Here is a 25,255-nt window from a genome sequence, read left to right on the forward strand (position 1 = left end):
GCCAAGGATCGACAGGCTTCTCAACGGCCGGCACTCCCCGAATAGATGGTCTCGCGCCGGTCCCCCACGACCAGTTCGATGGCATGGGGGGCGGGACGGGGCGCGACACGCGGCACGGGCGGCGCCACAAGAGGCGGTACGGGAACCGCCACCGGTTCAGGCCCGGCAGAGGATGCGATGGCCAGCTTCACCTGCGCGCTGTCGGCCGGATTGCGCAGCGACAGCGTCAACGCGCCCGTGCTTTTCGCCAGCGACAGCGTCGACACCTGCTCCGGCGTCAGCGCCAGCGTCACCGTCCGCGCAGGCGGGGGAGGGGAGGACAGCGCTCCCTCCACCCCCGACGGTTGCTGCGTGCCGACGACAATCTCGCCCACCGCCAGCACCTGCACTATCTGGAGCAGGGCCTGCGCCCGGCTGCGCCCGGTCCCGCGCGCCCCGCTGATGGCGTCGGCGCCCGGATAGACCACCTGCACGTCCACCCGGTCGCCCGGCCGGACCAGCCCGGCCACGGCGATCTCCGCCGTCGTGTCGATGCTGACGGCGCGCATCCCCATGGGCACGCGAATGGCGAGCTTGCTCTCCATCCCCACCGCGTCGCGGGGAATGAGGGCGCGCATCGGAATATCCCGCGTCGCGACCTTCCCCACCACTTCGGCGGAGGTCGCGGCAGCAGGGAAGCGCGCCGGATCGCCCGCCGCATTGCGGATCATCGCGGCGGTGATGGTCTCCCCCGTGCGGATCGCGCGGGCTGCCTGCACCAGCAGCACGGCCGGAACCGGGGCCTTTGCCGACAGGGGAGGTGGGGCAGCGTTGCGCGCCATGGCGGCGCCCTCGCGCATCGCCCGAACGCCCAGCAGCAGAAAGGCGCAAGCGGTGGCCAGCCCGACGGCAATGGTCAGCTTGGCTTTCAACCCCAGGCGCATGACTTCCCCCTTTTTTGGAGCACCTTGCGGGAACGCAAAGCGCTTCAACCGGGAAAATTCATAGCCTTGGGGCCATTGTCAGGGCATGAAAGAAGGAACCGGAACGGCGCAAAGCCATGCCATCCCCAAAATCCCTTTTTGCGTGCCGGCCGCAGGGTTTTGCGCCCGCCAATCACGCAAAAACGGACAAGGTCGATCCAAAACGGTTCCGATTGCCCCATAACCTACCGTGCTCCTGCGAAGGCAGGAGCCCAGTTCTGTCGTTCGATCTGGGTTCCTGCCTACGCAGGAACATGGTGTATGTGAGGGGAAGGAAACTCCTCAAGCGTCGACGGTAATCACCCCGCGCCTGATCTGGTCCAGCTCGATACTTTCGAACAGCGCCTGGAAATTGCCGTTGCCAAAGCCTTCATTGCCCTTGCGCTGGATGATCTCGAAGAAGATCGGCCCGAACATATTCTCGGTGAAGATCTGGAGCAGAATCCCCTCATCCCCGACATTGCCGTCGATCAGGATGCGGTTCTTCCTGAGCCGCTCCAGATCCTCGCCATGGCCCGGCACGCGCTTGTCGACCAGCTCATAATAGGTCTCGATCGTGTCCTGCAACCTGACGCCACGCGCCCGCAGCTTTTCCACCGTCTCGTAGATATTGGCGGTGGTCAGCGCCAGATGCTGGATGCCTTCGCCATGATATTGGCGGATGAACTCCTCGATCTGGCTCTTGTCGTCCTGGCTTTCATTCAGCGGAATGCGGATGGCCTTGTCCGGCGCGATCATCGCCTGACTGAACAGGCCCGTCGCCTGTCCCTTGATATCGAAATATTTCTGCTCCTCGAAGCCGAAGAGCGTGCGGTAGAACTGGCTCCACACCCGCATCTGCCCGCGCCGGACATTGTGGGTCAGATGGTCGAGCAGGTCGAGCCCGACATTGTTCGCCGCCTCGGCCTCGCGCCAGCCGGGAAATTCCGCCCAGTCGGCATAAAGGTCCTCGCCGTCCCTGATGAAATAGAGATAGGACCCGCCAATCCCCTGGATCACGGTATCGTCCTCATCGGTCGGCTTGGCGCCATGCTCCAGCGCCCAGGCCATCGCCGCCTCCGGATCGGCCACGCGGAATGCCATGGCGCTGGCCGACGGCCCATGCTCGCCGCGGAAGGCCGCCACCCGCCCCGCATCGTCGCGGTTCAGCATCAGGTTGATGCGCCCCTGCTTGTAGCGGGTGATGTTCTTGGTCGGATGCCGGTGGCTGGCCACGAACCCCAGTTGTTCGAACTGCCGCCCCATGGCTTCGGGATCGGGAGAGGTGAATTCGACGAATTCGAAGCCATTGAGGCCCAGCGGATTGATGATGTCAGCCATGAAGGCGATCCTCTCGATTATGATAGATAAGGCGCAACACCCGCGACAAAGGCCGGAATCGTGTCCAGCGTCAGCCCGGCGATATTGATGCGGCCATTGCCCGCCATATAGATGGCATGCTCGCGGCGCAGCGCCTCCACCGCGTCCGGCCCCAGCGGCAACAGCGCGAACATGCCCCGCTGCCCGCCAATGCTTTCCAGCCGCGCATGACTCGCCGCCAATGCCGCGCGCAGCCCGTTGATCCGCGCCCGCATCGCGTCCAGCTCCGCCGTCCAGTCGGCCCGCAGCGCCGCATCCTCCAGCACCAGCCGCACCACCGCCGCGCCATGATCGGGCGGCATCGACCAGAGCGACCGCGCCAGCGCCAGCAGATTGCCGCGCACCAGTTCGCTTGCCTCCGCCTGCACCCACAGCGCACCCACGCGCTCCCGGTACAGCCCGAAATTCTTGTCGCAGCTATAGGCGATCACCGCCTCGGGCAGCGCGTCCATCAGCCCGCGCATCGCCGCCGCGTCGGCCTCCAGTCCATCGCCCAGCCCCTGATAGGCAAGGTCGATGAACGGCAACAGGCCCCGCGCCGCGCACAGCCGCCCGATCTCCAACCACTGCGCGCCCGTAAAGCCCGCCCCGGTCGGATTATGGCAGCATCCATGCAGCAACAGCACGTCGCCCGCCCGCGCCTCGCCCAGATCCTCGATCATCCCGTCGAAATCGACCGCCGCGCTCGCCACGTCGAAGAAGCGATGCGTCTGGATGGCCAGCCCCGCATCGCGAAAGATCGGCGCATGATTGGGCCAGGTCGGCGTTCCGATCCAAACCGTCGCGCCCGGCCGGCTGCGCGTGATCAGCTCCGCGCCCAACCGCAGCGCCCCGGTCCCGCCGGGCGTCTGCACGCCTGCCAGCCGATCCGATCCGGCCCCGAAGGCCACCTCCGCCAGCAGTTCGGCAAAGCGGACATCGCCCTCCGCCCCCAGATAGGATTTCGTCTCCTGATCGCGCAGCAGTCTGGCTTCGGCTGCCTTCACCGCGCGCATCACCGGCGTATGACCCAGATCGTCGCGGAACACCCCGACGCCCAGGTCGATCTTCCCCGGCCGCGTATCGGCCCGGTACAGGCCGATCAGCCCCAGCAACGCATCGGCCGGCTGCACCGCCAGCCCATCGAAAAAGCCGCGCTCCCTGACCAGTTCCCGCGTCAGCATGCGATCTTCGCCCGTGCATAGGCCTGCGTGCCGCGATGATAGACCCGGTCCTCCGGCGCCACCGCATCGGGCGCCAGATCGGTGCTCCCTTCCAGCTCATGATAGATCGGACCGAAATCCACATCGGACGTCTTGCGCAAAAGATCCTCGAAACTGTCGATGACGAAATAGCTCTGCTGATAGTCGTCGATGCGATATTGCGTCCGCATCAGCCGCTTGAGGTCGAACCCGATCCGATTGGGCGACGCATCGTCCAGCGCGAAGACCGACTCCCCATAGGATGAAACGATCCCCGCCCCGTAAAGCTGCATCCGGCCCTCGCGCCGCATCAGCCCGAACTCCACCGTGTACCAGTAAAGCCGCGCCAGATGATCGATCGCCCCCATATGGTCGGCGCGCATCCCGCCCTCGCCATAGGCCTGCATATAGTCGGCAAAGGCCGGATGGGTCAGCAACGGCACATGGCCGAACACATCGTGAAAGACGTCCGGCTCCTGCAAATAATCGATCTGCTCAGGCTTGCGGATAAACCGCCCCGCTACGAACCGCCGATTGGCGAGATGCTCGAAAAACACCCGGTCCGGCACCAGCCCCGGCACCGCCACCACCTGCCATCCGGTGCGCTGCATCAGCCGCTCGGACAGTTCGGCGAAGTCGGGAATCCCCGGCTTGGTCATCCGCAGGATATCCAGCCCCTCCAGAAATTCCGGCACGACCCGCCCCGGCAGCATCGCCGCCTGCCGCTCGAACAGCCGGTCCCACATCGCATGCTCGTCGACCGTATAGGACGCCCAGTCCTGCGGAACCGTCCAGTCCGCAGCCGCGCCCTCGGGAAGTGTCAGTTCAGCCTGTGCCATGCGAAGCCTTATCGCACGCCCCGGCGGAAATCGGGTTTCAATTTCGCGCCGATCCCGCCCATCGATGAAACAGAATGATCACATCACTCGTAAATATGAAATGATCTCATCCCAATATGCCCGGCAGATCCAGCCCCTTCGCCCGCGCGCAATCCCGCGCAATGTCATAGCCCGCATCCGCATGCCGCATCACCCCGGTCGCCGGATCGTTCCACAGCACCCGTTCCAGCCGCCGCGCCGCCGCCTCCGTCCCGTCCGCGACGATCACCATGCCGCTATGCTGGGAATAGCCCATGCCCACGCCCCCGCCATGATGCAGCGACACCCATGTCGCCCCCGAAGCGGTATTCAGCAGCGCATTGAGCAACGGCCAGTCGGACACCGCATCGCTGCCGTCCATCATCACCTCCGTCTCCCGATTGGGCGAGGCGACCGATCCTGAATCCAGATGATCGCGCCCGATCACCACCGGCGCCTTCAATTCCCCTTTCGCCACCATCTCGTTGAAGGCGAGCCCCAGCCGGTGCCGGTCCCCCAATCCCACCCAGCAGATCCGCGCCGGCAGCCCCTGAAACCGAATCCGCTCCCGCGCCATGTCCAGCCACTGATGCAGATGCGCGTCATCGGGCAGCAACTCCTTCACCCTGGCGTCGGTGCGATAGATGTCCTCCGGATCGCCCGACAGCGCCGCCCAGCGGAACGGCCCGATCCCCCGGCAGAACAGCGGCCTGATATAGGCCGGCACGAACCCCGGAAAATCGAAGGCGTTCTCCACGCCCTCATCCCTCGCCATCTGCCGGATATTATTGCCATAGTCGGTGGTCGGCACGCCCGCCGCCTGAAAATCCAGCATCGCCCGCACATGCACCGCCATGCTCGCCTTCGCGGCTTTCGCGACCGCTTCCGGCTCCCGCTCCCGCCGCTCGATCCACTCGGCCACGCTCCAGCCGATCGGCAGGTATCCGTTCACCGGATCATGCGCGCTGGTCTGGTCGGTCAAAAGGTCCGGCCGCACCCCCCGCCGGTACAGTTCCGGCAGAACCTCCGCCGCATTGCCCAGCAGGCCGACCGAAACCGGCTTCCGCTCCGCACAGCTCTTCCCGATGACCGCCAGGGCCTCGTCCACCGACGAAGCCGCCACATCCAGATAGCCCGTCCGCAACCGCATCTCGATCCGGCTCGGCTGACACTCCACCGCCAGACAGGATGCCCCCGCCATCACGGCGGCCAGAGGCTGCGCTCCGCCCATGCCGCCCAGCCCCGCCGTCAGCAGCCATTTGCCCGACAGGTCGCCGCCATGATGCTGCCGCCCCATCTCGACGAAGGTTTCGTATGTCCCCTGCACGATCCCCTGCGTGCCGATATAGATCCACGATCCCGCCGTCATCTGCCCGTACATGGCGAGGCCACGCTTATCGAGTTCGTTGAAATGTTCCCAGGTCGCCCAATGCGGCACCAGGTTCGAATTGGCGATCAGCACCCGTGGCGCATCGGCATGCGTCCGGAACACCCCGACGGGCTTGCCCGATTGCACCAGCAGCGTCTGGTCGTCCTCCAGCCGTTTCAGCGTCTCGACGATCCGGTCATAGCTTTCCCAGTCCCGCGCCGCCCGCCCGATCCCGCCATAGACGACCAGCTCCTCGGGCCGTTCCGCCACATCGGGATGCAGATTGTTCATCAGCATCCGCAGCGGCGCCTCGGTCAGCCAGCTTTTCGCGCTCAGTTCCATGCCGGTGGCAGGCCGAATGACGCGGCTATTATCGATACGGGTCATGGGATTTCCTCCTGATTCCCTCTCCCACCGGGAGAGGGAGGGAGCCGCGCAAGCGCGGCGGAAGGGTGAGGCGCCATCGCACCGGAAAGATTTCACCCGCCGCTCTCGGCAAACCGGATGCAGCAATCCAGAACATCGCGCAGCACCGCGACCATCCCTGCCGCCCGCGCATCATCGTAAACCGGCGGCCAATGCGCCTCGTCCAGCGCATCAGGCCCATCCGGCTCGTCCAGATAGCCCCGCATCGCCAATTCCATCTGGATCGCATGGACGCCCTTGTCCGGCTCGCCATAATTGCGCGTCGTCCACCCGCCCTTGAAGCGCCCGTTCAGCACATGGCTCTGCCCGCTGCCCGCGCAAATCCCCTGCACCGCCGTGGAGAGCGCGGGCGAACAGCTCACCCCGCCGAAGGTGCCGATATTGAAAACCGGCAATTCTCCTCCGAACAGCCGGGGCACATGGCTGCGGATCGAATGCGCGTCATACAGCACCACTCGGCCATGCCGCACCCGCAGCCGCGCAATCTCCCCGGCCAGCGCCGCATGATAGGGCACGAACCAGCGATCGACCCGCCGGATGATCTCCGCCTCATCCGGCCCCGCGCCCGGATAGAGCGGCTCCCCGTCGAAGGTCGCCGTCGGGCAAAGCTCCGTCGTCACCTGACCCGGATAGAGCGAAGCGCCCGACGGATCGCGGTTCACATCGACGACGCTGCGCGAAATCGTCGACCGCACCACCGTCGCGCCCAGATCATGGGCAAAGCCATAGAGCCGGTCCACCCACCAGTCCGCATCCCGCCGCGCCAGCGCGGGCGAACGGAAATCACGCTCCACATCCGCCAGATCGGTCCCCGTATGCGGCAGGGCCAGCACCAGTGGCGCCTCGCCCTGAATAACCTCCAGCCAGTTCATGACAGCACACCCGGCAGGGCCAGCCCCGCCGCCTCCATCACCGCGCCTTCCCGCACCAGCCGATGGGCGATCTCCATATCCGGATGGAAATGCCGGTCCTCCTCCAGATGCGGCACCTGCGCGCGCAGCCGCGCCCGCACCCGCTCCAACGCTTCGGAAGAGGTCAGGGGGCCATGGAAATCGCACCCCTGCGCCGCCGCCAGCAACTCGATGCCGATCACGGCCAGCGCATTCTCCACCATCTCCGCCAATCGCCGCGCGCCATGCGCCGCCATGGACACATGATCCTCCTGATTGGCCGATGTCGGGATGGAATCGACGCTGGCCGGAAAGGCCCGCTGCTTGTTCTCGCTCACCAGCGCCGCCGCCGTCACCTGCGGGATCATGAAGCCCGAATTCAACCCCGGCCGGGGCGTCAGAAAGGCCGGCAGCCCCGACAAGGCCGGATCGACCAGCATCGCGATCCGCCGCTCCGCGATCGACCCGATCTCGCAGACCGCCATGGCGATCATGTCGGCGGCAAAGGCCACCGGCTCTGCATGGAAATTGCCGCCCGACAAAGCCTCGTCCGTCTCCGCGAAGATCAGCGGATTGTCCGAAACCCCATTGGCCTCCGTCTCCAGCATCGCGGCGGCGGCACGCATCACGTCCAGCGCCGCGCCCATCACCTGCGGCTGGCAGCGCAGGCAATAGGGGTCCTGCACCCGCGGATCGTCCGCCCGGTGCGAGGCGCGAATGGCCGATCCCGCCATCAGGCTGGCCAGCGCTTCCCCGACCGCGATCTGCCCGGCATGCCGCCGCAGCCTGTGGATGCGCGGATCGAAGGGGGCGTCGGTCCCCTTGGCCGCCTCGGTCGACAGCGCCCCCGTGACCAAAGCCGTGCGGAACAGCCGGTCCGCCCCGAACAACCCCGCCAGCGCATGCGCGGTCGAAAATTGCGTGCCGTTGAGCAGTGCCAGCCCTTCCTTCGGCCCCAGCACCGCCGGTTCCAGCCCGGCCCGCGCCAGGGCGTCCATGGCGGGCAGGCGCTCTTCGCCCACCAATATCTCGCCCACCCCGATCATCGCGGCGGTCATATGCGCCAGCGGCGCCAGATCGCCGCTCGCCCCCACTGAACCCTGCGCGGGCACCACCGGGGTCAGCCCGCGCGCCAGCATCGCCTCCAGCAACGCGACGGTCTGCGGCCGGATGCCCGATGCCCCCTGCGCCAGGCTGGCCAGCTTCAGCGCCATCATCAACCGCACCACCGGCACGGGGGAGGGGGCGCCGGTCCCCGCCGCATGGCTCAGCACGATATTACGCTGCAACGTCGCCAGATCGTCGTCGCCGATCTTCACGCTCGCCAGCTTCCCGAAACCGGTATTGATGCCGTAGACCGGCTCATGCCGCGCCAATATGCGCTCGACCGCCGCCGCCCCTGCCGCGATGCGGGGCGCGCACGCCGGGTCCAGCCGCACCGCCGCGCCCGCATGGATCGCCTGCCACTGGCCCAGCGAAACCTCGCCCGGAACGAGCGTCACTTCCGTCATTGTCCTCTCCACACGCGGGCATGGAGCGGATTATACCCCATGCGATAGACCAGTTCGGCGGGCCGCCCGATGTCCCAGATCGCCAGGTCGCAACTCTTGCCGACCTCCAGCGTGCCCAGCCGGTCACTCAGCCCCAGCGCCCGCGCCGCATGCCGCGTCACCCCCGCCAGACATTCCTCCACCGTCAGCCCGAACAGCGTCGCCGCCATGTTCATCGCCAGCAGCAGGGAGGTGAGCGGCGACGTCCCCGGATTGCAGTCGGTCGCGACCGCCATCGGCACCCCGGCGCGCCGCAATGCCTCGACCGGCGGCACATGTTTGTCGCGCATGAAATAGAAGGCGCCCGGCAACAGCACCGCCACCGTGCCCGCGCCCGCCATGGCGGCGACGCCCGCCTCGTCCAGATGCTCCAGATGATCCGCCGACAGGGCGCCATGCCGCGCCGCCAGTTCCGCGCCATGCAGGTTGGACAATTGCTCGGCATGCAGCTTCACCGGCAGCCCCAGCCGCCGCGCCGCCGCGAACAGCCGCCCGATCTGTGCCGGGGAAAATCCGATCCCCTCGCAAAAGCCGTCCACCGCATCGGCCAGCGGCGCCATTTCGGGCAGGGCCTCGATCAGCATATCGACATAGCCGTCCGCATCGCCCGCATATTCCGGCGGCAGCGCATGCGCGCCCAGAAAAGTCGCTGCCACCGACACCGCCCGCTCTTCCCCCAGCCGCCGCGCCGCCCGCAGCATCTTCATCTCATGGGCCGGGTCCAGCCCATAGCCCGACTTCACCTCGACCGTGGTGACGCCCTCCGCGATCAGCGCGTCCAGCCGGGGCAGGGCGCTCGCGACCAGTTCATCCTCGCTCGCCGCCCGCGTCGCCCGCATGGTGGAAAGGATGCCGCCGCCAGCCCGCGCTATCTCCTCGTAACTCGCCCCGGCCAGCCGCATCTCGAACTCGGCCGCCCGGTCGCCGCCATGCACCAGATGGGTATGGCAATCGATCAGGCCCGGCGTGATCCACTGCCCGCCGCAATCGATCACCTCTGCCGCCTCTGGCGCGTCTCCGGCCTCCCCGACAAAGCGGATGACACCGCCCGACGCCCCCACTGCGCCATGCTCGATCACGCGCAGGTCGCCCCGCATCGTCGCGATCCGCGCATGGGTCCAAACTCTGTCGCAGGTCAGGCTCATCCTATTTCCCACTGGCATCGACTCAATAATGTATATACTTAAATGCAGCCCATCGCCATTGTCCAGAGAGGGGAAGTTGAATGGCACTCTGGTTCGAACAGGCCCTCCTCCCCGAAGGCTGGCGCTCCGGCGTCCGCCTGATTCTGAAAGGCCGTTCAATTGACGGGATCGTTCATGGAGTCGCCCCCGAACCCGAGGACGAACGTCACGGCCCCGCCTTCGCCGGTCTTCCCAATGTCCACAGCCACGCCTTCCAGCGCGCCATGGCCGGCCTCACCGAACGGGCAGGGCAGGGCAAGGACAGCTTCTGGACCTGGCGCGAGGCGATGTACCGCTTCGTCGACCGCCTCGACCCCGAAGGGCTGCACGCCATCGCCGCGCTCGCCTATGCCGAAATGCTGGAAGGCGGCTTCACCAGCGTCGGGGAGTTCCACTATCTCCACCACGATCCGACAGGCGTGCCCTATGCCGACCCCGCCGCCATGGCGCAGGCCATAGTCCAGGCCGCCCACGACACCGGCATCGCCCTGACCCTTCTCCCGGTCTTCTACGCCCACTCCCATTTCGGCGGCGCATCCCCGACGCCAGGCCAACGCCGTTTCCTCCACAATCCCGACAGCTTCGCCCGCCTGATGGAATCCCTGACGCCCGTCGACGCGACCCTGGGCGTCGCCCCCCACAGCCTGCGCGCCGTCACGCCTCAGGAACTGGCCGCCATCACCGGCCTCGCGCCCGATGGCCCGGTCCACATCCACATTGCCGAACAGCTTGCCGAAGTCGAAGCCTGCCTCGCCTGGAGCGGCCAGCGTCCGGTCGACTGGCTCATGACCCATGCGCCGGTCGACGACCGCTGGTGCCTCGTCCACGCCACCCATGTCACGGAGGCGGAATGCGCCGCCATCGCCCGAAGCGGCGCCACCGTCGGCCTCTGCCCGATCACCGAAGCCAATCTGGGCGACGGTCTGTTCCCCGCCCGCGCCTTCCTCGCCCAAGGCGGCCGGATCGGCATAGGTTCCGATTCCAACGTCGAAATCGATGCCGCCGCCGAACTGCGTCTCCTCGAATATGGCCAGCGCCTGAGCGACAAGGGCCGCAACCTCCTGGCCTCAGGCCCCGATCAGTCGACCGGCGCCAGCCTCACCCAGGCCGCGTACCAGGGCGCCCAGTCTCTCGGTCATCCCCCGGCCGCGCTTGCGAAGGGTGCCCGCGCCGACATCGTCACCCTCCGCCGCGACGATCCCGCCATCGCCGCCCGTGGCGGCGACAGCCTGCTCGATAGCTGGATCTTCGCCCGCGCTCCCATCGATACGGTCTGGTGCGCGGGCGTGAAGCGCGTTAGCGCAGGCCTCCACCACGCCCGCCCGGTCATAGAGGCGCGCTATGTCAAACTGCTGAAAGCCCTGCTCGCTTGACCCGCCCGATCTCCGACGCGCTCCATGCCCGCATCCGCCGCGACATCGAAAGCCGCATCATGTCGGGCCAATGGCGCCCCGGCCACCGCATCCCTTATGAACATGAGTGGATGGAGGCCTATGGCTGCTCGCGCATGACAGTGAACAAGGCGCTGCGCTCGCTGGTGCAATCGGGCCTGCTGGAAAGCCGCAAGCGCGCGGGCACCTTCGTCGCTGCCCCGCGCTTCCACCGCGCCGCGCTCGAAATCCCCGACATCCGCGCCGAAGTGGAGGGGCAGGGCCTCGCTTACCGCCTCGATCTTCTCAGCCGCGACCGCCGCAAGGCCACAGAAGCGGACAAGGCGCTGCTCCGCGTCTCATCCGGCGACCTGCTCGCCATCGAATGCCGCCATTTCGCGGATGATCTGCCCTATGCGCTGGAACACCGCCTCATCAACCTCGCCGCCGTCCCCGAAGCGGCGGAGGTCGATTTCTCCACGCAGCCGCCCGGTTCCTGGCTGCTCGCCCATGTTCCCTGGACCGAGGCGGAACACCGCATCACCGCGATCAACGCCGACCCGGCGACGGCGCAAAGCCTCCACGTCCCGGAAAACGCCGCCTGCATCGCCCTGGAACGCTGGACCTGGATCGGCGCGGGGCGCGACGACGAACGCATCACCTATGCACGCCAACTCTACCCCGGCGACCGCTACGCGCTGACCGCCCATTTCCATGCGTGACGGGAGAGGATGGAAGGGCGGCCCTTCGCCGTCACCCTAACCCGCCGCCATCTGCGTCATCGACGCATAGTCCGTCTTCCCTGTCCCCAGCAACGGCAGCGCATCCAGCACCCTGATCTCGCGCGGCAGGGCCAGTTCCGCCACCCCATGGGCCTTGCCCCAGGCCTGCAACGCCGCCGCCTTCGCGTCCCTTGCGGTCGTGAACAGCACCAGTTGTTCCCCCTTGCGCGCATCGGGTCGCGTCACCACCGCATGTTCGGCGTCCGGCCAGACCGCCGAGGCATAGCCCTCCACCGCGGGCAGGGAGATCATCTCGCCGCCGATCTTGGCAAAGCGCTTCGCCCGCCCCCGGATCGTCACGAAGCCCTGCTCGTCGATGGTCACGATATCGCCGGTATCGTGCCAGCCCCCCTCCGGCGGTTGCAGCACGCCCGGTGCATCGGCCTTCATATAGCCCGCCATGATATTCGGCCCCCGGATGGAAAGCCGCCCGCCCTCGCTGATCCCCGGTACATCGTCCAGCCGCGCCTCGATCCCCGGCAGCAGCCGTCCGACCGAACCCGCCTTGAAATGCATCGGGGTGTTGACCGCGATGACCGGCCCAGCCTCGGTCGCGCCATAGCCCTCCAGGATGCGGAGCCCGAACTTCTCGGCATAGAGTTTGCGCGTTTCATCCCGCACCCGCTCCGCCCCGGCGAAGATGTAGCGCAGCGAATAGAAGTCGTAGCCATGCGCCATCCGCGCATAGCCCGACAGGAAGGTGTCGGTCCCAAACAGGATCGTCGCATTGGCGTCATAGGCGAGCGCGGGCACGATCCGGTAATGGAGCGGGCTGGGATAGAGCAGCGTCCGCACCCCATGGAAGATCGGCAGCAAAGTCCCACCCGTCAGCCCGAAGCTATGGAACACGGGCAGGGCATTCAGCACCACGTCGGCGGAATTGAAGTCGATCCGCGCCGCCAACTGCCGGCAATTGGAGAGGAGGTTGCGATGCGTCAGCACCACCCCCTTGGGCAGTCCTTCCGACCCCGAGGTGAAGAGGATGACCGCCGCATCATCCGGCGAAACCTTAAGCTTCCCATGGGTCCGCCCGGCCCATCGGCTTGCGATCAGGCCGCGCAGCTTTGCGCGGGTCCCGATGCCCGCCGCTATATCCTCGAGCCAGAGGAAAGCGATACCCTCCGTCTCCAGCCCAGCGACGACATCGCCAAGCTTCCCCTGATCGACAAACGCCCGCGCGGTCACGATGGTCCTGATCTCCGCCGCCGCGCAGGCGGCCTTGAGATTGGCCAGCCCCGCCGTGAAGTTCAGCATCGCCGGGACGCGTCCACCCGCCTGAAGCGCGAAGAAGGTCACAGCCACCCCCGCGACATTGGGCAACAGCACGCCGACCGCTTCCCCCTGCCGCGTCGATCGTCTCAGCACCCGCCCCAGCACCAGCGCGCCCGTCACCAGCCGCCCGTAACTCAGCGGCTCGCGCTTCACATCCTCGACCACCGGCGCGCCCGCGCCATGGAGGTGCCGCGCCTCCAGCAGCGCCTCGAACAGGGTCCGGTCCGTGTCCGACGTGGCGAACATCATCTGGCTCATTTCGTCATAGAGCCGCCGCCCGGCGATCGCCCGCCGCGCCCGCGCCGTCATTTCGCCCTCTATGGCAAAGCGGCGCGGCTCCAGCACAGTGAGCGTGATCTTGGGAAAACGCCGCAACCGCACCTTGCCCTTGAGGCGGGAGAAGGGGGTGAACTGCGCGCCGTCGATGCGCACGGGAATGATCGGCGCGTCGGCCTTGTCCGCGACCATACCGGGGCCGTCGAACACCTTCATCAGCGCGCCGGTGACGGTGATCCGCCCTTCCGGAAAGATCACCAGCGTCCGCCCCTCGCGCACCGCCTTCACCATCGCCTTGGCCGCCAGCGGATTGGTCGGATCGACCGGGAAAGCGTCGAACAGCGGCAGGAAAGGCTTCACCCACCAGGCTCTGGCGATCCGCGTATGCACCGCAAAGGTTGGCTTGCCCGGCAGGAACGCCGCCAGCAGCAGCCCGTCAAGGAACGACACATGGTTCACCACCACGACCGCCGGTTCCCCGACGCCGGGCATGTTCTCGCTCCCATGCACCTCCACCCGGTAGCAGAGCTTCAGCAGGCCGCGCACGATCGCCTTGATCACCGTTTCGGGCAGCAGCCAGCAACTGATCAAGGCCACCACCAGCGTCGCAAAGCCCATCGCGCCGATCACGCCCGGCACGCTGGTCCCTTGCGCCAGCATCGCCGTCATCGCGCTCACCACTGCGACGGCGACCGCCGCATTGACGATATTGTTGGCGGCGATGGTGCGGGATCGTTCCTCGCGCGGACTGTGGGTCTGGAGGATGGCATAAAGCGGCACCACGAACATCCCACCCGCAAAGGCGATGCCGGTAAGATCGAGCATGATCCGCCAGCTTCCCGGCGAGCCGATGAATTCCGCTATGCCCGCGCCTTGATGCACTGGCGCATAGAGGCTGGTCGACAGCCACAGGTCGATCATGAACCCCGACAGCGCCAGCGCCGACACCGGTACGAAGCGCGCGGACACATGGCCGCCGAGCAGCCGGTTCACCAGCATCGATCCCAGCGCCACGCTGATCGAGAAGATCAGCAGGAACAGCGTCGCGACCTCCTGTTTCGCCTTCAATACCCCGCTCACCAGCGGCGCGAACTCGGCCAGCAGCACGGCGCCCACGGCAAAGAACCAACTGATCCCCAGTATCGACAGCCACACCCCGCGCCCATGCCGCGCGGCTTTCAGGATATGCCAGGTGCTCCTGAACACATTGCGCTCGATCCTGAGGCCCGGCACCACAGTGGGCGCGGACGGCACGGCCAGGCTGGAGAGGAAGCCGAGCGTCGCCAACCCCACCGCCACCAGCCCCGCTTCCCAGGGTGGGATCACGCCCGCCAGCAACTGCCCGCTCAGGATCGCCAGGAAAGTCCCCGCCTCGATCAGTCCGGTCCCGCCCATGATCTCCTCCGGCCGCAGATGCTGCGGCAGGATGGAGAATTTGACCGGCCCGAAGATCGTCGAATGCAGCCCCATCAGGAACAGGCAGGACAGCAGCACCGGCACCGATGCCAGCCAGAAACCCGTGACGGCAAGCACCATGATGACGACCTCCGCCGCCTTCACCGCCCGCACCAGCTTTGCTTTGTCCCACGCATCGGCCAACTGGCCCGCCAGCGCGGAAAAGAGGAAATAGGGCAGGATGAAGAGGCCCGTGGCGATCGTCGCCAGCATCTCCGCCTTGTCCGGTTCGGCCCGATAGAGACCGAAATTGGCGAGGAACAGCAGCGCGAACTTCAACAGATTGTCGTTGAACGCGCCCAGGAACTGCACCACGAACAGCGGCGCGAAACGGCGTTTACCCAGCAGAGACAGATCAGGTGCGGACATATTCTTACCCCCGTCCTTCACGCATTATGCAGCAATCGTCGCGGAGTTGTTAACCGGTTCCCGCAACACGCGATTGTAAAGCCATCCGATCCCGATCAGGCTGAACCCCAATGCCAGGAAAGAGGCGATCCGAAGCAAGCCGGTGAGGCCGGAGGCATCGAACAGAAACACCTTGGCTACTGCCGCGAGCATCAACAGCAGCGAGGCGATCCGCCAATCCCGCGCCCGTTTGCGAATGCCCCAGAGCAGGAAGCCGATCGCGAGGCCCAGCGCCAGCACCGACCGCAATATATCCTCCGCCTGGCCAAGCCCGGGTACGGTCAGCAAGGACCCGACGAATATCTGCCGCAGCATCGCCAGTCCGAACCAGGCGATCAGTCCCATGCGGAGCATATCCGCGGGTCGCTTTGCCCATTGCCAGCTCCGCTCCATCACCAGGATCGCGACAAAGGCCAAACCGAAGGCAGGCGGCAGCAGATTGGCCAGCGGCAGGCTTCCGACCTGTTGTGGGAACCATAGCGGATCGTGCAGCACCACCGTATAGACCAGCATATGCGCCAGTCCCGTGGTGACGGCTGCAAGTCCCAGAGGCTGCCATGTCGCCAGCGGGAAGGGGAGGCGAACGCCCTGTTGATCCCACCGCTGGAACGCGAGCCCCGCTCCGATCAGCAAAGCCTCCCAAACCGTCCGCTCCGCCAGGGCGAGGCGCGTTACGTCGGCGGGGCCTGTCAGCCCGAAAAGCTGCTTATAGCCGATATGCACGGCGACACCGGCCATGACGCCCGCCATGATCCAGCCACCCCGCCGGGCCCATGGCCCGACCGCTCCACCGGCACGCCACAGGGCAAGGCCCAGCAACAGCGCTGGCAGGGCCAGCCGCTGCAATACCGCTCCCGGCGCGGGCAAATCGCGGACCAGCATGGGCTCTGCCGTCAGCGAAAGCAGCGCGCGGCCCAGCCACATCCCCATCGGCCAGCAGGCCCACAGCAGCACGAGCAACGCTGCCACCGCCTGCCCCGGCAGCATCCGCCCTACCGCCAACCGCCGCGCACCCTCCGCCAGAGCGGCCAGTCCCAGGGCGGCCGCGACCGCCAACCAAAGTCTGGGCACGACCTGCGCCACCGCGCCATAGGCCAGCAGCACGGCCACGCCCTGCGCGACCATCCGACCTTCGGCAAATTTCGCCCGCCACGCAAACAGCGCCGCCATCGCCGCCACCGCACCCCAGCGCAGAACGCCCTGCGCCGGTAGATTCGTACCCGTCTGGCCCCACAGCCGCGCCATCTCCGCCGATCCGGCGAGCAGCACGACCGCCGCAAAGGCAAAGGCCCAGCCGCTCCATTCGACACGCGGGTCCTGCGCCCGTTCAGAGAGGACGAGCAGCCCCGCCGTCACCGCCGCGACTACGACCGGCAACATCCAGTCGGCCAGCCCCAAACCACCCGCGATGACCAGCAACAATGCTCCGGCGCTTGCCAGTGTCACGAAGCGAGCATTGTTCCGTCGCCCTTTGCAACGCCATCCTAAAGCCATCGCCACCCCCGGCAATGCCGCCGCCGCCAGCGCCAGCAGGGCAAATTCCCCGTCCAGTCCGGCGCGCCAGAAATGCCCCAGTCCCAGGAAGAACCCGCCGAGAGCCAGCCCGGCGATCTGCCCGGCCTCGACCAGCCCGCCCACGCGCCAGACCCGCCAGATCGCCGTCCCGCCATAGATCGCCACCATTCCCGGCAGGACGAGCGTGAAGCGCCCCATTTCCGGATCGGGCCACACCGCCGCCAGCAACAAGGCGACGCCCGCGCCGACCGCTGCCAGAGGCCGCAAAGCCGCCTCCCGGCCCAGCCAGACCAGCGCCACCGAAAGCAATCCGAACAATCCCCATTGCAACAGGCCAAAGCCCCCGGCCGCCACCAGCGCCGCCATCTGCGCCGCCGCCACGATTGCCGCGCCGACCCGCAGCAGCGTGCCCCGCGTTTCCGAAAAGGCGAATAGCGGCAGGCCCACGCCCAACATCAGCACCAGCAGCCCGACCGATAGCGACGAGGCCCAATCCAGCGCGCCCATGGCGAGCATGATCGCGCCCCAACCGGCCCCGCCGATCAGCGCGCTCACGCCCAGCCACATCCACCGCTGCGTCCGCGACAGCACGGTAAGGCCGCCTACCGCCAGAGCCAGATAGCAACTGAGCAGCGGCACATTGGGTTGCCCCGCCTCGACCAGCGCGGGCGCGGCCAAACCGCCGACCAGCCCCAGCAGCGCGCTCGGCGCCCCGAAACGCAGCGACAGCGCCATGGCCAGCCCGGTCACGCCCGCCAGCCCGGCAAACGCGATACCAGGTCCGATCAGGCCGTATAGCGTATGCGCCGCCAGGATGCTAACATAGAGCGTCGCCAGTCCTGCTCCGGAAAGCGCCTGCCGCACGCGCGGATCGCGTACTCGTTCTTCCTGGCGCAGCGCCAGTTCCGCGCCGCCGATCAGGGCACCGCCGAACAACAGGCCCATCACGATCCGCACCAGCGGCGACAGCAGCCCCGCATCGATCGAATATTTGACCAGCAGCACGCCCGCGACCGCCAGTGTCGCGCCACCCGCCCAGATCGGCAGGCGGCGGCCGAACAGATCTTCGAAGCTGAAAGAGGGGCGGTGGGGCGCTTCGATCCGTTCCGCCGGTTCGGCCATGGGCTCGTCGATCGGCGCCGCGGGGGGAGGGGGTTCGAGGCCGACGGCCCGTCGCTCCACGATCACCGCGGGCCGCAATGCGCGCGCCTGCGCCGCATCGCTGCCATCATCCTTTCGCCCCTCGTCCCAGGGGGCAGGTCGGGATGGTCGAACCTCGTCATCGAACGGCTGCGGTGCAAGGGCAGGACGGGCAAGCGCCGCGCCGCCCTCCAGCACCGCCAATCGCTGCTCGGCGGCCTTCAACCGCCCGCGCATATCGAACAGCAGCACCCCGAAAACCAGCAGAACAAGCGCCATGAACATGAGTCGCACCCCTGAATCCCTGCGGAACGATCCATCGCCTACCGCAAAATTATACACTGTTCAATAAAATAATTAGACAGCGTTCAATTCGCGTCCTATCGCTTCTCCCATGGGAAGACGCTCCGACCATAGCCGCGAAGAACTGGAGGCATTGATCATCGCTGAAGGGCACCGCCACATGGCGGAAGCCGGCTTCGCCAAATTCTCCTCGCGCGAAGTGGCCAAGCGGATCGGTTATTCGGTGGGCACGCTCTATAACATATTCGGCAGCTACGACCGGCTGATCATCGCCATCAACACCCGCACCTTCCGTCTCTGGGCGGCCTGGCTGGAGGAGGGGCTCGCCGGCAATCCGCAAGATCGCCCCCAAGACCGTATCGCCGCGCTGGTGGAGGGCTATTTCAGTTTTGCCCAGGAAAACACCCATATCTGGATGGCGATCTACGACCACCGCCTGCCGCCCGGCATTCCCATGCCGCAGGATTATGCCGGGCAGCGCGCGGGCCTGACCGAAATCGTCGTGCGCGAGGTCGCCGCCGTCCTGCCCTGCGATATGAGGGACATCGCTCCGCGCCTTGCCCGCTCGCTGGTGGCGACGGTTCACGGCCATTGCACCTTCGCGCTCAACGGCAGCTTCGCCCTGCTGGGGGAAACCGACCCGCTCGAAATGGCCACGGCCCGCGTCAAGGAAAGCTTGAGGGCTGCGGGGGCAAAGCTGTAATAAGGGCGCTTACAGGGGAAAACATCATGGCAAGCTGGTTCGAAAGCCTGGAACGCGACCTGCAATCGCCGCTTGCGGTGCGGCGTCTGGGCAGTGGATGGTTCTCCGGCTTCTTCGCGCTGCTGTTGAGCGTCACCGGGCTCTGCCTGGTGATGGCGTTGCGCTGGCCGGACTGGTTCGCGACGCCCGAGCTGGCGGCGTTGCACCAATGGGGCGGCCTGCGTCCGCTGGTCCACGCACTGCTGATCGGCGGCTATGGGCTGGCGCTCCTGAGTTTGTTGCTTCGCCCGCGCAAGGCGATCGGCGCCACCGCGCTCATCATTGCCTTGCTCGCCACGCTGCTGGGCGGCGCGGAGGTCCAGCCCAGCGAGACCCATGACTGGGGCGTGTTCTTCGGCGTCGATTTCTTCGCCGTCAACATGGTCGCCACCGGCCTCATGTTCGCGCCGATCGAGCGCCTCTTCCCCCACAGGGCGCAGCAGCGCCTGTTCCGCCAGGAATGGCGCGAGGATCTCTTCTATTATCTCATCAGTTCGATGATGGTACAGCTCATCACCTTCCTCGCGCTGGCGCCGTCGGGCTATATCAACGCGGTCACCACCAGCCTCGCGGGCATCCGCGCCCTGGTCGCCAGCCAGCCCTGGCCGCTCCAGTTCCTGGAAGTGGTGCTGCTGACCGATCTTGTCCAATATTGGTTCCACCGCGCCTTCCACCGCGTACCGTTCCTCTGGGGGTTCCACGCGGTACATCATTCGGCAAAGGCGATGGACTGGCTGGCGGGCGCGCGCATGCATTTCTTCGAGATCATCGCGCTGCGCGGCGTGACGTCGCTGCCGCTGCTCACCTTCGGTTTCTCGCCCCTGGTGATGCAGGCCTATATCGGCTTCGTCTATATCTATTCCTCACTGCTTCACGCCAATCTGCGCGGCGATTTCAACCGCCTGGGCGCCATCGTCGCGACCCCGCGCTTCCACCATTGGCATCATGCGATAGAGGATGTCGCGGTCGACAAGAATTTCGCGATCCACTTCCCCTTTCTGGACCGCCTGTTCGGGACTCATCACCTGCCCGACGGCCAGTGGCCCGGCGGCTATGGCGTGCCCGAACAGGTGCCCCAGGGCTATCGCGCGCAATTCCTCTATCCCTTCCGTCGAAAGCAGGACGCGGCCCTTTGAATCTGCTATGATCGCGTCACACCCATGCAAGGGGGACTCGCGCCATGGTCTACTGGAAACTCAAGGGCCGGGAATTTGCCAACTGCAATTGCGAATATGGCTGCAACTGCCAGTTCGGCGGTTTGCCGGACAAGGGGCATTGCCAGGCCGCCGTCGGCATCGCCATCGATGAAGGCCATCATGGCGACACCGACCTGTCGGGCCTCAACATAGCGGGCGTCTTCCGCTGGCCGGGGCCGATCCATGAAGGACAGGGCGAATGCGTGGCCTTCGTCGACGAACGGGCCACCCAAGCGCAGCGTAACGCCCTGCTGACCATCATGACCGGGGGCGATACCGATCCCTTTGCCACGGTGTTCGCGGTCTTCGCCTCCACCATCACCACCATGCACGAACCGCTGTTCGTGCCGGTGGATTTCGAGGTCGACATCGAAGGCCGCAAAGGCAGGTTGCGTATAGCCGGTCATCTGGAAATGGACGGCGAACCGATCCGCAGCCCCGTGAATGGCGCCGAAATCCGCGCCCAAATCCGCTTGCCCGACGGTTTCGAATATGAAGTTGCGGAGGTCGGATCGGGCGCCAGCCGGTCGATCGACCCAATGCAGCTCGCCCATCGGTCGAGCTACGGCCAGTTCGCCTATCTCCATCTCGACAGCCATGGCGTCGTCAGGGGCGGGTAATGTCTGAGGTGGAGGCGATGCTTGCCCGGCATCGCACCCTGTCCATCGTGGCGCTCGCCACGCTGATCCTGCTGGCCTGGGGTTGGTTGTTGCTGGGCGCGGGCATGGACATGGCGCCGACCGCATCGATCATGCCCTCCGGCCTGGCGCCGCAAGATTCGATGCCCGACCCGATGCCGAACCCGATGATGGCGATGACCATGCCGGCCGATGTCTCCTGGTCGGCAGGCCGGTTCGCGCTGACGCTGGCCATGTGGTGGGTGATGATGGTGGCGATGATGCTGCCGTCCGCCGCGCCGATGATCCTTCTCTACGCTCGCGTCGTCGCACATCGCGATCCGGCCCGGCGTCCGGCGACCGAGAGCTTCCTGGCGGGTTATCTGCTGGCCTGGGGGCTGTTCTCCCTGCTCGTGACGATGGCGCAATGGCGCCTGAGCGCAGCCGCCATGTTCGCCCCGATGGCGATGGCCTCGTCCAGCCGCTGGCTGTCGGCCGGATTGCTGGTGGCGGCGGGCCTCTATCAGCTCAGTCCCTGGAAGGACGCCTGCCTGCGCCAGTGCCGCAACCCCGCGCTATTTCTCAGCCGCCATTATCGGACGGGCCGGATGGGTGCGCTGCGCATGGGAATGATTCACGGCGCCTGGTGCGTGGGTTGCTGCTGGATGCTCATGGCGCTGCTGTTCGTGGGCGGTATCATGAACCTGGCGTGGATCGCGCTGCTGACGGTGCTGGTGGCGCTGGAAAAGCTGTTGCCATGGGGACGGCTGGTTGCGCTGACGGCAGGCCTGGCATGCATGCTGCTGGGGGTGCTTCTCGTGGCCCGAGGCGGGATCGGATAGCGGCCGCGGAAAAATCACCGTGCCGGCTGCAAATGCCGCCGTTCCATTTCATCCAGCACGGCCTGTTCGAAGTCGGTCGGATTGGCCGGATCGCGCATATTGCGGTTGATTGCGCGAAGCTCATCGTCCGAAAGGGACGCTGCATCCGCTGCATCCTTCAGATAATCGTGCATGGCGAGTCTCCGCAGGGCGACGATCGCATTGTCGCATGAATGGAGCCACGCCTCAATTCACCGGAAAGATTATGCCGAAAAGACGGAGGCCGCTCCGAGAAAGAGCGGCCTCCTTCATCACCGCGCAGCTTCAGGCCGCGAGGTCGAAGCGGTCGGCGTTCATCACCTTCGTCCAGGCGGCGACGAAGTCGTGCACGAACTTGTCGCCCGCGTCGGCGGCGGCATAGACCTCCGCCAAAGCGCGAAGCTGCGAGTTCGATCCGAATACCAGATCGACGCGCGTGCCGGTCCATTTCTGTTCATTGGTCTTGCGGTCGGTGGCGGTGAACAGGTCCTTCTGTCCTTCGACCTCCTTCCACGCCGTGCCCATGTCGAGCAGGTTGACGAAGAAATCGTTGCTGAGCGTGCCCGGCTTGTCGGTGAACACGCCATGCCGCGATCCGCCATGATTGGCGCCCAGCACACGCAGGCCGCCGACCAGAACCGTCATTTCCGGCGCGCTCAGGTTAAGCAACTGGGCGCGGTCGATCAGCAGTTCCTCGACCGGCACGCTGAACGGCACGGGCAGATAGTTGCGGAAACCGTCGACCTTCGGTTCCAGCCATTCGAAATTCTGGATGTCCGTCTGCTCCTGCGAGGCGTCGGTGCGGCCGGGGATGAAGGGCACCTCTATGGCATGCCCGCGGTCCTGCGCTGCCTTTTCGATCGCCGCCGATCCGGCCAGTACGATCAGGTCGGCCAGCGAGATCTTCTTCGCGCCCGCGCCGTCGAACTCGGCCTTGATCCGTTCCAGCGCCGACAGGACGCGGGAAAGCTGCTCCGGCTGGTTCACGTCCCAGTCCTTTTGCGGGGCGAGGCGGATGCGCCCGCCATTGGCGCCGCCGCGATGGTCCGACCCGCGATAGGTCGAGGCCGACGCCCAGGCCGTCGTCACCAGCTCCGCCACGCTGAGGCCCGATGCCCCTATCTTCTGCTTGAGCGAGGCGACGTCCGCTGCATCGACCAGAGCATGGTCGACCGCCGGAATCGGGTCCTGCCAGATCAGGTCTTCGGCCGGGACTTCGGGGCCGAGATAGCGCGCCTTGGGCCCCATGTCGCGATGGCACAGCTTGAACCATGCGCGGGCGAAGGCGTCCTCGAACGCCGTGGGATCGGCCCGGAACCGCTCGGATATCTTGCGATATTCCGGGTCCATCTTGAACGCCATGTCCGCAGTGGTCATCATCGTCGGCACGCGCCGGTCCGGGCTGTGCGCGCCCGGCGCCATATCCTCGGGCTTCTGGTTCACCGGCTGCCATTGCTTGGCGCCGGCAGGACTTTTCACCAGCTCATATTCATAATCGAGCAGCATGTGGAAGAAGCTGTGGTCCCATGTCCGGGGCGTTGGCGTCCACGCGCCCTCGATGCCGCTGGTGATGGTATGATCGCCCACGCCGCTTTCATAACCGCTCTGCCAGCCCAGCCCTTGTTGCGCGATGTCCGCGCCCTCGGGCTCCTTGCCGACCTTCGACGTGTCGCCCGCGCCATGCGCCTTGCCGAAGGTGTGGCCGCCGGCGGTCAGCGCAACGGTCTCCTCATCGTTCATGCCCATGCGCAGGAAGGTTTCGCGAATGTCGCGCGCCGATTGCAGCGGGTCGGGATTGCCGCCCGGCCCTTCGGGATTGACGTAGATGAGGCCCATCTGGATCGCGGCCAGCGGGCTTTCCAGCACCATGTTCTTTTCGGGCTGGATGCGGGTCTCATTGCCTTCCTGGCCGACCCAGAATTCTTCGGTGCCCCAATAGACGTCCTTTTCCGGCTCGAACACGTCGGCGCGGCCGCCGCCGAAGCCGAAGACCGGTCCGCCCATGGATTCGATGGCGACATTGCCCGCCAGGATCATCAGATCAGCCCAGCTCAGCTTCTGGCCATATTTCTGCTTGATCGGCCACAGCAACCGCCGTGCCTTGTCCAGATTGGCATTGTCCGGCCAACTGTTGAGCGGGGCGAAGCGCTGCGAACCGGAAGAGGCGCCGCCGCGGCCATCGCCCGTGCGATAGGTGCCTGCCGAATGCCAGGCCATGCGGATGAAGAAGGGGCCATAATGCCCGTAATCCGCCGGCCACCACGGCTGGCTGTCGGTCATGAGCGCCGTCAGGTCCTGCTTCAGCGCGTCATAGTCAATCGACTTGAACGCGGCGGCATAATCGAAATCGTCGCCCAGCGGATTGCCGGACAGGCCATTTTGCTGGAGGATGTCGAGCGAGAGCTGATTGGGCCACCAATCGCGATTGGTCCGCCCCAGCAGGGATCGCAACGCGGCCGGCTCCTTCATCGGACAGCCCAGGGGATCACTAGTCTTTGCGTCCATTGCCTATTTCCTTTCGGCTTCTCCTACGACGATGATAGACGATGCCCGCCAGGGCGTGAACACTCCGGGCCATGTTATTTTTCCGATAACAGTGTGGAATTTATTGCATGAAACGGCCTGCTCGCGCGGACCGCTTCATGCCCTTTCGTCAGATCGCAAAGGCGAAATGCCCCGCCCCTTTTTGCAGGCGCCGCCAATTGTCGGCATCCATGTGAATGAGCGTGTTGTGATCGCCCCCTTCGAACCAGACATCCCCGTCGCTCAGCATATCGTCGTCGAGGATGGTCTTGAGGCCGTAGGCCGCGCCGACCGGAGGAATAGCGCCCAGCTCGCAATCGGGGAAGAGCGCGGCGGTGGTGTGTTCCTCGGCCAGCGATACGTCGCGCGCAAGCCATTGCTGAAGGAAATTGAAGCTTACATGCTTGGAGGCAGGCAGCACGGCCAGCATATATTGGTCGCCCGCCTGCACCAGCACCGCCTTGGCCACCCGCTTGCCCGGAATGTGGGCGGCCTGCGCCACCCGCGCCATTTCGGCCGCGGGTTCGTGCATCAACTCGTCAAATCTCGTGCCGCAGCGGTCCATATAGCTGCGCAATTTTCCGGAAATCGCCATGACATCCTCCATCCACACGCCGCTTTTGGGGGCATGGGCGGCCGGACGTCTGGCGGGGTGCCGGTCAAGGGGCCGACACGCGGGCGGGCGGGCGGATCTGGCCAATGCCATCCAATGATCAAGGGATAGCAGATTCCAGCCCGATAACCAATGCGGAAGGGGGCATTACCCGAGCGGACAGGGCGCGTCCTCGTCCCTTCGGGCAACGGTCTCGCCCCAAATTGCAGATGCAGCGACGGGGGGTATGCGTTATGATGGCGTCGTTGCCGTTGCGCGGGGAGACGGCTTCATCATGCCGTGATTGGCATGATCTTTGGGTCCGGCTGCCCCGACCAACGCTCGCCCCTGGCGGTTACAGCCGGACCCGACACCGCCTGTTGCCGCCAGATGCTTGGTCCCGGCATTTGACAGTGGGGTTTGGCC

The 25,255-nt window shown here is 66.1% G+C and carries 19 protein-coding genes; 6 read left to right on the forward strand and 13 right to left on the reverse strand.

What is annotated here, in order from left to right:
- Positions 1–20: 20 nt before the first annotated feature.
- The 8 genes from cpaB to hutI form a co-directional block, all read right to left on the reverse strand.
- Positions 21–923, reverse strand: a complete 903-nt coding sequence (gene cpaB, locus CAF53_RS16495) for a Flp pilus assembly protein CpaB (protein ID WP_100238888.1) — start codon at positions 921–923, stop codon at positions 21–23.
- Between the two features lie 321 nt (positions 924–1,244).
- The gene (gene hppD, locus CAF53_RS16500) at positions 1,245–2,282 is read right to left on the reverse strand and encodes a 4-hydroxyphenylpyruvate dioxygenase (protein WP_100238889.1); all 1,038 of its coding nucleotides are present in this window, start codon (positions 2,280–2,282) and stop codon (positions 1,245–1,247) included.
- A gap of 17 nt (positions 2,283–2,299) precedes the next feature.
- Positions 2,300–3,484 carry an amino acid aminotransferase gene (locus tag CAF53_RS16505; RefSeq protein ID WP_100238890.1) on the reverse strand — a complete coding sequence of 395 codons (1,185 nt, stop codon included), beginning with the start codon at positions 3,482–3,484 and terminating at the stop codon, positions 2,300–2,302.
- The gene (phhA, locus tag CAF53_RS16510; RefSeq protein ID WP_100238891.1) at positions 3,478–4,341 is read right to left on the reverse strand and encodes a phenylalanine 4-monooxygenase; all 864 of its coding nucleotides are present in this window, start codon (positions 4,339–4,341) and stop codon (positions 3,478–3,480) included. Before phhA ends, CAF53_RS16505 begins: the two co-directional genes overlap by 7 nt.
- A gap of 106 nt (positions 4,342–4,447) precedes the next feature.
- Entirely contained in the window at positions 4,448–6,115 is a 1,668-nt protein-coding gene (hutU, locus tag CAF53_RS16515; RefSeq protein WP_100238892.1) for a urocanate hydratase, read from the reverse strand.
- Positions 6,116–6,207: 92 nt separating this feature from the next.
- A complete protein-coding gene (hutG, locus tag CAF53_RS16520; protein ID WP_100238893.1) occupies positions 6,208–7,026 on the reverse strand; it encodes an N-formylglutamate deformylase in 819 nt (272 codons plus the stop codon).
- The gene (gene hutH / locus CAF53_RS16525) at positions 7,023–8,555 is read right to left on the reverse strand and encodes a histidine ammonia-lyase (RefSeq protein WP_100238894.1); all 1,533 of its coding nucleotides are present in this window, start codon (positions 8,553–8,555) and stop codon (positions 7,023–7,025) included. The genes hutG and hutH overlap by 4 nt, the downstream gene beginning before the upstream one ends.
- Positions 8,552–9,739, reverse strand: coding sequence for an imidazolonepropionase (hutI, locus tag CAF53_RS16530; RefSeq protein WP_100238895.1), 1,188 nt, complete (start codon positions 9,737–9,739; stop codon positions 8,552–8,554). The genes hutH and hutI overlap by 4 nt, the downstream gene beginning before the upstream one ends.
- Before the next feature lie 80 nt (positions 9,740–9,819).
- Between hutI and CAF53_RS16535 the strand changes: the two genes are divergently transcribed.
- Positions 9,820–11,151, forward strand: a complete 1,332-nt coding sequence (locus CAF53_RS16535) for a formimidoylglutamate deiminase (RefSeq protein ID WP_100238896.1) — start codon at positions 9,820–9,822, stop codon at positions 11,149–11,151.
- Positions 11,148–11,870 carry a histidine utilization repressor gene (hutC, locus tag CAF53_RS16540; protein ID WP_100238897.1) on the forward strand — a complete coding sequence of 241 codons (723 nt, stop codon included), beginning with the start codon at positions 11,148–11,150 and terminating at the stop codon, positions 11,868–11,870. Before CAF53_RS16535 ends, hutC begins: the two co-directional genes overlap by 4 nt.
- 36 nt (positions 11,871–11,906) lie before the next feature.
- On the opposite strand, the gene CAF53_RS16545 is transcribed toward hutC, so the two are convergent.
- Together CAF53_RS16545 and CAF53_RS16550 are read right to left on the reverse strand one after the other, a co-directional pair.
- Entirely contained in the window at positions 11,907–15,302 is a 3,396-nt protein-coding gene (locus CAF53_RS16545) for an acyl-[ACP]--phospholipid O-acyltransferase (RefSeq protein ID WP_242443489.1), read from the reverse strand.
- Positions 15,303–15,326: 24 nt separating this feature from the next.
- Positions 15,327–18,275 (reverse strand): DUF2339 domain-containing protein, encoded by a 2,949-nt coding sequence (locus CAF53_RS16550; protein WP_242443490.1) that lies wholly within the window; start codon positions 18,273–18,275, stop codon positions 15,327–15,329.
- Between the two features lie 115 nt (positions 18,276–18,390).
- On the opposite strand from CAF53_RS16550, the gene CAF53_RS16555 reads away from it, so the two are divergent.
- Genes CAF53_RS16555 through CAF53_RS16570 form a run of 4 tightly spaced genes read left to right on the forward strand, consistent with a single transcriptional unit; the run spans position 18,391 to position 21,696 of the window.
- Complete coding sequence (locus tag CAF53_RS16555) at positions 18,391–19,002, forward strand: TetR/AcrR family transcriptional regulator (RefSeq protein WP_100238899.1); 612 nt, start codon at positions 18,391–18,393, stop codon at positions 19,000–19,002.
- A 26-nt stretch (positions 19,003–19,028) separates the two neighbouring features.
- A complete protein-coding gene (locus CAF53_RS16560) occupies positions 19,029–20,177 on the forward strand; it encodes a sterol desaturase family protein (protein ID WP_100238900.1) in 1,149 nt (382 codons plus the stop codon).
- Positions 20,178–20,221: 44 nt separating this feature from the next.
- Positions 20,222–20,857: a DUF1326 domain-containing protein gene (locus CAF53_RS16565; protein ID WP_100238901.1), complete on the forward strand. Its 636-nt coding sequence runs from the start codon at positions 20,222–20,224 to the stop codon at positions 20,855–20,857.
- Positions 20,857–21,696 (forward strand): DUF2182 domain-containing protein, encoded by an 840-nt coding sequence (locus CAF53_RS16570; protein ID WP_100238902.1) that lies wholly within the window; start codon positions 20,857–20,859, stop codon positions 21,694–21,696. Before CAF53_RS16565 ends, CAF53_RS16570 begins: the two co-directional genes overlap by 1 nt.
- A gap of 14 nt (positions 21,697–21,710) precedes the next feature.
- On the opposite strand, the gene CAF53_RS27110 is transcribed toward CAF53_RS16570, so the two are convergent.
- The 3 genes from CAF53_RS27110 to CAF53_RS16580 all read right to left on the reverse strand — a co-directional run bounded on the left by CAF53_RS27110 (position 21,711) and on the right by CAF53_RS16580 (position 24,832).
- Positions 21,711–21,869 (reverse strand): hypothetical protein, encoded by a 159-nt coding sequence (locus CAF53_RS27110; protein ID WP_157801269.1) that lies wholly within the window; start codon positions 21,867–21,869, stop codon positions 21,711–21,713.
- Positions 21,870–21,999: 130 nt separating this feature from the next.
- Positions 22,000–24,219, reverse strand: a complete 2,220-nt coding sequence (gene katG, locus CAF53_RS16575) for a catalase/peroxidase HPI (protein WP_100238903.1) — start codon at positions 24,217–24,219, stop codon at positions 22,000–22,002.
- Positions 24,220–24,367: 148 nt separating this feature from the next.
- Positions 24,368–24,832, reverse strand: coding sequence for a YbaK/EbsC family protein (locus CAF53_RS16580; RefSeq protein WP_046764071.1), 465 nt, complete (start codon positions 24,830–24,832; stop codon positions 24,368–24,370).
- Positions 24,833–25,255: the final 423 nt, after the last annotated feature.

The sequence above is a fragment of the Sphingobium sp. LB126 genome (genome assembly GCF_002795205.1).
Classification (GTDB): domain Bacteria; phylum Pseudomonadota; class Alphaproteobacteria; order Sphingomonadales; family Sphingomonadaceae; genus Sphingobium; species Sphingobium chungbukense.